Consider the following 10,082-nt stretch of genomic DNA (forward strand, 5'->3'; position numbering starts at 1 on the left):
TCAGAACGCCTGTCCGATCCCGGCATAGATGCCGAAACGCGGGTCGCCACGGTCGCGGTTGAGCGGCACGGCGGCGTCGATGCGCAGCGGCCCGAACGGCGTGATGTAGCGCAGGCCAACGCCCGCGCCGACCTTCACGTCGGAAAAGTCCGGCGTCGCTGTGGTCGAGACAGTGCCGGCGTCGACGAACGGCACGATGCCGATCGTGTCGGTCAGCGCAATGCGCATTTCGACCGATGTTTCGAAGAAGGAAAGCCCGCCGATCGGCTGATTGTCGATGTCCTTCGGTCCGATGCCCTGATAGGCATAGCCCCGCACCGAGCCGCCACCGCCGGAATAGAAGCGCCTGTCGGCTGGAACGTTCTGAAGGCCGGTGCCGACGATCGAACCCAGCGCGACGCGTTCGGCAAGCACGAATTTCGAGGCCGTGTCGAGCGACTGATAGGCCGACCCCTCGCCCCTGAGCTTGAGGAAGGCGGCGCCGCTCAGAATGTCGTAGCTCGGTTCGGCATAGGCCAGAACCCTGAAGCCGCTGGTCGGATTGAGCCGGTTGTCCCTGTTGTCATAGACATATTGCAGCGGAATGCTGGCGATCAGGTATTTGTGCTTGCCGAAGGCGTCGGTGATCCTGGAATAGTCCAGCGCGATTTCAGCCGAAACCGTCTGCTTCTTGTCGATCTCATAGGACAGGCCGGTGCTGCCCTTGACCGAGAAATGGTCGTAGGCATCGGGATGTTCGAGGACGGTCTTGACGCTGGCGATGAATTTCGAGGCCGGCCCGACCACGCCCGGCTTCTCGAACATGATGCCGGCATTGTAGTTGAGCTCGCTGAGATCGTTGCTGCCGATGCCGCTGATCTTGCCCTCGATGCGCAGCTTTTCGGCCCGGCCGAACAGATTTCGGTGGCCCCAATAGCCTTCCAGGCCTAGCCCTTCGGTGTTGGAGAAAGTGCCGCCAACGCCGAAATAGCGTGGTTTGCGCTCGCTGACCTGAACGCCGATCGGAATGTTGCCGTCGGCGTCGAGACTGTCGGCTTCCTTCAGCGTCACGCTGTTGAACACTTCGAGCCTCAGCAGCCGGTCGCGGGCATCGTCGATCTCGTCGGGCGAATATTGCCGGCCGCGTTTCAGCCCGGTCATATATTCGGTGAACTCGCGATTGACCTTCTCGGTGCCATCGACGGTGGTGTCGCCATAACCGGCAACCGGCCCGGCGGCCACCGTCAGCGTCACGTCGAGCGTCGAGGTGGTGTGCTCGGCCACGACCTGCCTGTCGGTGATCCGGGCCAGCGGCCGGCCCTCCTGCTTCAGCGCCCGCACGATCAGCGCCTCGGCCTTGAGCACGGCGCCCGAGCCGGCATCGCCGCCGGCTATCAGGCCGAAATCGGCGCTCGCCAGCCCGGCGGCATCGCCCTCCAGCCGAATATTGCCGAGCGTGAATTTGGGCCCGCTCGAGATGCTGATCACCACCGGGATCGGCTGCGGACCCGTAAATTCGGCATCGGGCGGCAAATCGTCGAGCGCCTTGCCCTGGATGGTGATAGTGACGACGCCTTCATAACGGGCGTCGGCATAAAGCGCGGCGACCAGCTGTTCGCGGTCGCTACGCGCCTTCGCCAAAAGGCCGAGCGAGCCGGAAACCGGGCGGTCTTCGTCGGATTTCAGCGACGAGGCGTTTTCGAGCTTCTTGACCAGGTCCTTGTCGGCATCGGGCGCTTCGATGGTCACCGCATAGCGCAGCGGGTCGACGATATCGGCGTCCTCGTCATTCGAAGAGCCCCACAATTTGATGCCGAAGAGCTCGAAGGCGGCCGCCGACCCCGATTCGGCAACGAGCACGGTCGAGCACGCCAACGCCACAATCAGCGCACGCGAAAGCGTGCGCCGTGGCGCACTTACCTTCGACATCTGCGCTTCATACGCCGGCATCAGGACAACCTAGGTTACAAAACTAAAATTGGAATGAAGTTTTGAAGCGCTCGTAAAGGGGCCACAATCCAATTGTCTGAAATAGGCAGGGCTTGGAATTCACACCTTCTGCGTTTTCGCAAGAAAGCGTGATCCCTTTCCCGTGGATGAACTATCGGCATACCGGTCATTGGCCGGTTTGGGAACCGTTGGCGGGCGGAAACCTGCCCGTCCTCGTGTTGACAAGCTTGACTGAAGCTTGAACATGCCGCGGACGTAGCAGTGTCTGGAGGGTGTTATGGCGATGCGCGCGGCGGCTCGTGGTCTGTCGATCTTGATTCTTCTCATTTTCGCCTGGGGGTCTGTGGCGCAAGCGGCCGAAGCCCGCCGGGTGGTGACCTCAAATAATTCCGACTATTTCGGCTTCGATCTCAGATCGGACCAGAATGTCAGCCTCGATCAGTGCAAGACGACATGCCTCGGCGACCCCGCCTGCCGCGCCTTTACTTACAACAACAAGGCCAAATGGTGCTTCCTAAAGTCCGACTATAACCAGTTGAAACCCTTCAGCGGCGCGGTCGCGGGCAAGGTCGTCAATGTCGATGGCGACCCCGATATCGGCGCCCCGCCGGAACTCGCCTTCTTCCCCAACTGGATGGCCGACCAGGCCCAGCAATACCGCAACAAGCTGACCGATCCGGCCTACGACAAGCCGACCGACGGGCTGGAATCACTCCGCGCCGCCGCCGAACAGGCTGCACTGACCGGCGACCATGGCCAGGCCATGAACAAATACGAGGCCGCGGTCTCGGTCCTGCCTGACGACGGCCAGCTTTGGCTCGGTCTGGCGCGTGAAACGCTTGCCATACAGCCGGCCAGCGGCACCTCCGAATCCTACAATCTGCCGGTCAAAGGCACCTCCGCCGCCATCAACGCCTACAAATTGCTGCGCACCACCAAGACCCGCGCCGAAGTGCTGGCGCTGCTCGGCAACGGCCTCGACCGCCGCGATCTCTACCGTCCGGCCCTGCAGGCTTATGAAGCCAGCCTCGCGCTGGTCAGTTCGCCGGCGGTCAAGGCCGAATATGAGGATCTCAAGGCCCGCAAGGGCTTCCGCGTCATCGATCACTCGATCGACGCCGACACCAGCGCGCCGCGCATTTGCGCGCAGTTTTCCGAGGAGCTGGTGAAGACCGGCGTCGACTACGCCCAGTTCGTCACCGTCGACAACCAGCCGCCCAAGGGCGTCGAGGCCAAGGACAAGCAGATCTGCGTCGAAGGCCTGGAGCACGGCCAACATTACGAAGTGACCTTCCGCGCCGGTCTGCCGGCCGCCATTGGCGAGGTCACCGCCGCTCCGGTCGTGCTGTCGATCTATGTGCAGGACCGCGCGCCGTCCGCCCGCTTCACCGGCGACAGCTTCGTGCTGCCCGCCGGCGCCCGCCGCGGCATCCCGGTCGTCACCGTCAACATGAATGCCGCACAGATGAAGCTCTACCGCATCGGCGATCGTTCGCTGGCGCAGCTTCTGTCCGGCTATCAGTTCCTGAAGCAGCTCGACGGCTATGATATCTCCAGCATTTCCGACCAGATGGGTGAGCCGGTCTGGCAGGGCCAGCTCGACATCGCCAACGACCTCAACAAGGACGTCACGACGTCGTTCCCGGTCGACGAAGCCTTGCCGCAGCGCAAGCCCGGCGTCTACGTGCTGACCGCGCAAGCGGTAAATGAAAATGACGAGGACAATTACAATTCGCTTGCCACGCAGTGGTTCGTCGTCTCGGACATCGGCCTGTCGACCTATACCGGCCAGGATGGCCTCAATGTCTTTGCCCGCTCGCTCGGAACCGCCAAGCCGATCGCCGACGCCGAACTGACGCTGCTGGCCAGGAACAATGAAATCCTCGGCACAGCCACGTCGGACGCCGAAGGCCATGCTGTCTTCAACCCCGGCCTGACGCGCGGCGACGGCGGCATGGTGCCGGCCGTTCTGATGGCCAAGCAGGGCGACAACGATTTCGTCTTCCTCGACATGGGCCGCGCCGGCTTCGATCTGTCCGATCGCGGCGTCGCCGGACGCGCCGCACCGGGCGCGCTCGATGTCTATGCCTGGACCGAACGCGGCATCTACCGCGCCGGCGAGGATGTGCATGTCGCAGCCCTTGCCCGCGACGGCGCCTCCAAAGCGGTGGAAAACCTGCCGCTGACCTTCATCTTCACCCGTCCCGACGGCGTCGAGAACCGCCGCATCGTTGCCGATGGCGTCTCGGCCGGCGGCTATGCCGTCGACCTGCCGCTGGAAGCCAACGCCATGCGCGGCACCTGGACGGTGTCGATCTATACCGATCCCAAGCAGGCGGCCGTTTCCAGCCAGATGTTCCTGGTCGAAGACTTCGTGCCGGATCGCATCGAGTTCGACATGAAGTCCGACAAGCAGGAGATCGCCCAGGGCGAAACCGCCAACATCGACATTGACGGCCGCTTCCTCTATGGCGCGCCGGCCGCCGGCCTCGCGCTCGAAGGCGAGCTGACGCTGTCGACGGCGCGCGACTGGGACCGTTTCGCCGGCTATTCGTTCGGCCTTGCCGACGAGCAGTCGGCCGAGCCTTCGGTCACCCCGTTCACCGGTCTGCCGGTGGTCGGCGACGACGGCAAGGCGACCTTCCCGGTCACGGTCGACCAGTTGCCCGCGACCACCAAGCTGGTCGACGCCAAGGTCACGGTTCGCATGCGTGAAACCGGCGGCCGCGCCATCGAACGCTCGCTCAACATCGGCATCCGCCCGCAAGGCCACATGATCGGCATTCGTCCGGATTTCGCCGACAATGAGGTGCCGCAGGGCGGCACCGCCAAGTTCAGCCTCATCGCGGTCGACCCCGACGGCAAGCGCGAGACGCTGAAGGGCGCGCAGTGGTCGCTGGTCAAGGTCGAACGCAATTACCAGTGGTACCGCAACAACAACTCGTGGAACTACGAACCGGTCACCTTCACCAAGTCGATCGCCAACGGCCAGGTCGATCTCAGCGCCGATGCCGAGGCGACCGTGACGATGCCGGTCGACTGGGGCCAGTACCGGCTCGAGATCGAGACTGCCGATCCCGAGGGCCCGGCGACCAGCTATGAGTTCGACGCCGGCTGGTATGTCTCCTCGACCTCCACCGAAACGCCTGATGGGCTCGAGATCGCTCTCGACAAGGACAGCTATGCCGTCGGCGACGTGGCCAAGCTGAAAGTGTCGCCGCATTTTGCCGGCGAACTGCTGGTCACCATTGGCGCCGACAAGCTGCTCAAGACCGTCACGGCAACCATGCCGGCCGGCGGCAGCACGGTCGACATCCCGGTCGGTGACGACTGGGGCGCCGGCGCCTACATCACCGCAACCCTGTTCCGGCCCGGCGATGCGCAGGAAACCCGCATGCCGGCGCGCGCCATCGGCGTAAAATGGCTGACGGTCGACCCAGGCTCGAAAAAGCTCGCCGTCACCCTGACGCCGCCGGACAAGACGATGCCGCGCCAGCAGCTGTCGATCCCGGTTTCGGTCGCCGGCGTAGCGCCGGGCAGCAATGCCTATGTCACGGTCGCTGCCGTCGATGTCGGCATTTTGAACCTCACCAACTACAAGGCGCCGGATCCGGAGGGCTGGTATTTCGGCCAGCGCATGCTCGGGCTCGAAGTCCGCGACATCTATGGCCGTCTCATCGACGGCTCCCTCGGCACCACCGGCAAGCTCAGGACCGGCGGCGACGGCGCCTCAATGCAGCCGCAAGGCAGTCCGCCGACCGAAAAGCTGGTCGCCTTCTTCTCCGGCCCGGTCCAGCTCGACGCCGACGGCAAGGCGAGGATCGACTTCGACATCCCGCAGTTCAACGGCACCGTGCGCGTCATGGCCGTCGCCTGGACCAAGGAGGCCGTCGGCCATGCCACGACCGATGTCATCGTGCGCGATCCGGTGGTGATCACTGCCGGCCTGCCCCGCTTCCTGGCGCCTGGAGATGCAGCTATCATGCGGCTCGACGTCGCCGACACCGACGGTCCGGAGGGCGACTATGCCCTGTCGATCGCCACGACCGGCGACCTCTCGACCGGCGACAAGCCCTTGCCCGAAAAGCTGACGCTGGCCAAGGGCAAGCGCCAGACGCTGACTGTGCCGCTGATTGCACAGACGGCGGGCAATGCCTCGATCACCATCAAGCTCGCCCATGGCGACGGCACCGCCGTCGAGCAGACGCTGTATGTTCCGGTGCGTCCGGCGCAATTGCCGGTCACCACCCGTCTGGTCGTCGACCTCAAGGGCAATGGCGGCTCGCTGCGCGTCGACAAGGAGCTGCTCGCGGCAAGCCTGCTCGACGGCGCCTCGATCAGCGTCGGCGTTTCGCAGGCTGCGGCCTTCGACGTGCCGTCACTGCTGATGACGCTCGACCGCTACCCCTATGGTTGCGCCGAGCAGACCACCAGCCGCGCCATGCCGCTTCTCTACGTCAACGATCTGGCGTCCGGCGTTGGCATGCAAAGCGATCCCGAACTGCACGGCCGCGTGCAGGCCGCCATCTACAAGGTGCTGAGCTACCAGGCTTCGGCCGGCAGCTTCGGCCTGTGGGGTCCGGGCTCCGGCGATCTGTGGCTCGACTCTTACGTCACCGACTTCCTGACCCGGGCGCGCGAGCAGAACTACGACGTGCCGGCCCTGGCGATGAGCCAGGCGCTGAGCAATCTGCAAAACTCGGTCGGTTACGACCAGGACGTCCAGGATCGCGGCAGCGAAATCGCCTACGCGCTCTATGTTCTGGCCCGCAACAAGAAGGCCTCGGTCGGCGATCTGCGCTACTACGCCGACACCAAGCTCGAAGCCTTCTCGAGCCCGATGGCCGTCGCCCAGTTGGCGGCGAGCCTGGCGCTCTACGGCGACGCGCAGCGTTCGGAAGCAACCTTCCAGACGGCGCTGCAGCTGGCCAAGTCGACCACCGAATACGACTACTACCGGTCCGACTATGGCTCGCGGCTGCGTGATGGCGCCGCGATTCTGGCGCTCGCCGCCGAATCGAAGCCGGTGCCGACCATCGTGCCGGAGCTGATCCGGCTGGTGGCAAGGGAACGCGCCGATGCCCGCTGGACCAGCACGCAGGACGAGTCCTGGATGCTTCTGGCGGCCCGCGCGCTGAAGTCGGGCAACGACTCGATCACGCTCTCGGTCAACGGCGCGCCGCATGCAGGTGGATATTCCAACCACCTCAGCGGCACCGACATTGCCGACAGCCCGCTGACCATCGCCAACACCGGCGCCACGCCGCTGCAGGCGGTCGTCACCACGGTCGCCTCGCCGGTAGAGCCCTTGCCGGCCGGCGGCGACGGCTTCACCATCGACCGCACCTACTACAAGCTCGATGGCACCGAAGCCAACGTCACCGAGGCGACGCAGAACGAACGCTACGTGGTCGTGCTCAAGGTTTACGAGCAGAACCGCTGGCCTTCGCGCCTGCTGATCACCGACCTGTTGCCGGCCGGCTTCGAGATCGACAATCCGGGCCTTGTCTCCAGCGCCCAATTGTCGAACTTCACCTGGCTGGCGCAAACGGACGCAGCCCATCTCGAATTCCGCGACGACCGTTTCGTCGCGGCATTCAATCCCAATGACGGCGATGGCGACCGCAACATCATGCTGGCCTACGTCGTGCGTGCGGTAACGCCGGGCACCTATGCCCATCCGGCAGCCACGGTGGAGGACATGTACCGGCCGCAATATTCGGCCCGCACCGCCACCGGCATGATGGAGATCAAGGCGCCGTAAGGCGCCTTGACGAAGATGAACACGCCGATGTCCGCGACCATCTCCTTCTCCCCGCTATGCGGAGAGAAGGAGCCGGCAGGCGGATGAAGGGCACCACCATGCTCTCCAGAAAATTTCTCCGTCGAACAGGCATCGCCGCCGCCTCCCTCGTCGGCTTTGCGGCGATCGCTGCCGCTTCTCTCTGGGAACTCGACCGCGCTTTTCCGCCGCCGCTGCCCGGAAGGCTCACCGTCTCCACCGAGGTCCAGGACCGCGACGGCCAGCTGTTGCGCGCCTTCGCCACGCCGGACGGTTACTGGCGGCTCGACACTCATCTCGACCAGGTCGACAAGCAGTTCGTCGACATGCTGGTCACCTATGAAGACAAGCGCTTCTGGGACCATGATGGCGTCGATGTGCTGGCGCTGGCGCGCGCCGCCGGCCAGTTCGCCACCAGCGGCCATATCGTCTCCGGCGGCTCGACCCTGTCGATGCAGCTTGCCCGGCTGATCGAGCCACGCGAAAACCGCAGCCTCGGCTCGAAGATCAAGCAGATGCTGCGTGCCATCCAGATCGAGCGGCGGCTGTCCAAGCAGGAGATCCTCGAACGCTATTTGACGCTGGCGCCTTATGGCGGCAATCTCGAAGGCGTGCGCGCCGCGTCACTCGCCTATTTCGGCAAGGAGCCGAAGCGGCTGACGGTCTCGGAAGCCGCCCTGCTGGTTGCGCTGCCGCAATTGCCGGAAAAGCGCCGGCCCGACCGCAATCTCACCATCGCTCATGCAGCCCGCGACCGCGTGCTGACCCGCATGGTATCAGCTGACCTGCTTGGCGAGCGCGAGGCCGCGCGCGCAGCGCTCGATGATGTCTCGGGCTTGCGCCGCAAACTGCCGGCACTGGCGCCACATGCCGCCTATGCCATGCTGCCCAAGGCCGTACCCGGCAAGCCATTGCAGCTGACGATCCGCAAAAGCGTCCAGCAAGGGCTGGAACAGGTGGCGCGAGATGCCGCGATCAAGCTTGGGCCGCGCCTGTCGGTCGCCATGGTGATGGCGGACGCGCGCACCGGCGACATTCTTGGCGAAGTCGGCTCGGCCGATTTCTTCGATGCCAGCCGCTCCGGCTGGATCGACATGACCAGGATCGTGCGTTCGCCCGGTTCGACGCTGAAGCCGTTCATCTATGGCCTCGCCTTCGAGCAAGGGCTGGTGGCGCAGGAAATGCTGATCGAGGACAGTCCGGTCGATTTCGGCGGCTACCGGCCAAAGAATTTCGACATGGGCTATCAGGGGGATGTCTCGATCCGCCAGGCGCTGCAGCTGTCGCTCAACGTTCCGGCGATCCGCGTGCTCGACTCGGTCGGCCCGGCACGGCTGATGGCGCGCTTCCGCCAGGCCGGCGTCAGCCCGGTGCTACCGGTCAACGAGGCGCCGGGCCTCGCCATCGGCCTCGGAGGCGTCGGCGTAACGCTGCGCGATCTCGTCCAGCTCTATACCGGCCTCGCCAATGGCGGCAAGGCAAACACGCTGCATGACGGCACCGAGCCGGCCAATGCCGAGCGCACCACCGCCACGATCCTCGACGCCCAGGCGAACTGGCAGATCACCGACATATTGTCGGGCGTAAAGCCGCCCGAGGGCGCCTTGCAGCGCGGCATCGCCTACAAGACTGGGACGTCCTACGGCTACCGCGACGCCTGGTCGGTCGGCTTCGACGGCCGCTACGTGCTGGGTGTGTGGGTCGGCCGCGCCGATGCCGGTGCGGTGCCCGGCCTGTCCGGCTATGTCTCGGCCGCCCCCATCCTGTTCGAGGGCTTCGTCCGCTCCGGCCTCACCGCCGTCCCGTTGCCCAGCCAGCCGGCCGGTGTCCTCAAGGCCAGGCGCGAAGACCTGCCGGTGACATTGGGGCGCTTCGGCGCCGGCGCCGACGGACTGGTGCAGGCAGGCCCGACGGAACCGGCGCCAACGATCATTTTCCCGCCCAACGGCGCCCGCGTCGATCTCGCCACCAATTCCGCCGAGGCCTCGCCGCTGGTGCTGAAACTGCAAGGCGGCCGCGCGCCGTTCCGCTGGCTGGCCAATGGCAAGCCGCTCGTCGGCATCGACCGCCGCCGCACCGCGACCTGGCTGCCCGACGGCGCCGGCTATTCGACGCTCACCGTCATCGACGCCGTGGGACGCGCGGCAAGCGTGAAGGTGTTCGTTGAATAGATGGCGCCAAGCGATTCAGGGGATTGGGCTTCTTCGCCCGAGGCCCGGCGCGAGGCACCCCCCTGGGGGGGGGGGGGGGGGGGGCGGGGGCGCCGGGGGGGGGGGGGGGGGGGGGGGGGGGGGGGGGGGGGGGGGGGGGGCGGGGCGGGGGGGCGGGGCCGCGCGGCGCCGCGGCGGGGAGCCCCGGGGCGCGCGGGGGG

General features: G+C 65.6%; 3 protein-coding genes. 2 read left to right on the forward strand and 1 reads right to left on the reverse strand.

What is annotated here, in order from left to right; genetic code table 11:
* Positions 1–1,929, reverse strand: coding sequence for an autotransporter assembly complex protein TamA (locus NKJ80_RS29740; protein ID WP_023804940.1), 1,929 nt, complete (start codon positions 1,927–1,929; stop codon positions 1–3).
* A gap of 277 nt (positions 1,930–2,206) precedes the next feature.
* Between NKJ80_RS29740 and NKJ80_RS29745 the strand changes: the two genes are divergently transcribed.
* On the forward strand, positions 2,207–7,693 hold the full coding sequence (locus tag NKJ80_RS29745) for an alpha-2-macroglobulin family protein (RefSeq protein ID WP_352498860.1): 5,487 nt from the start codon (positions 2,207–2,209) through the stop codon (positions 7,691–7,693).
* A gap of 83 nt (positions 7,694–7,776) precedes the next feature.
* Positions 7,777–9,882: a penicillin-binding protein 1C gene (gene pbpC, locus NKJ80_RS29750; RefSeq protein ID WP_031249190.1), complete on the forward strand. Its 2,106-nt coding sequence runs from the start codon at positions 7,777–7,779 to the stop codon at positions 9,880–9,882.
* Positions 9,883–10,082: the final 200 nt, after the last annotated feature.

Source organism: Mesorhizobium sp. M0030 (assembly GCF_040323695.1).
Lineage (GTDB): Bacteria > Pseudomonadota > Alphaproteobacteria > Rhizobiales > Rhizobiaceae > Mesorhizobium.

Bases quoted from the DNA above. Each gene is read 5' to 3' on its own strand.
- NKJ80_RS29745 (WP_352498860.1), top strand. From the start codon at position 2,207: ATGGCGATGCGCGCGGCGGCTCGTGGTCTGTCGATCTTGATTCTTCTC.
- NKJ80_RS29740 (WP_023804940.1), bottom strand. From the start codon at position 1,929: ATGCCGGCGTATGAAGCGCAGATGTCGAAGGTAAGTGCGCCACGGCGC.
- pbpC (WP_031249190.1), top strand. From the start codon at position 7,777: ATGAAGGGCACCACCATGCTCTCCAGAAAATTTCTCCGTCGAACAGGC.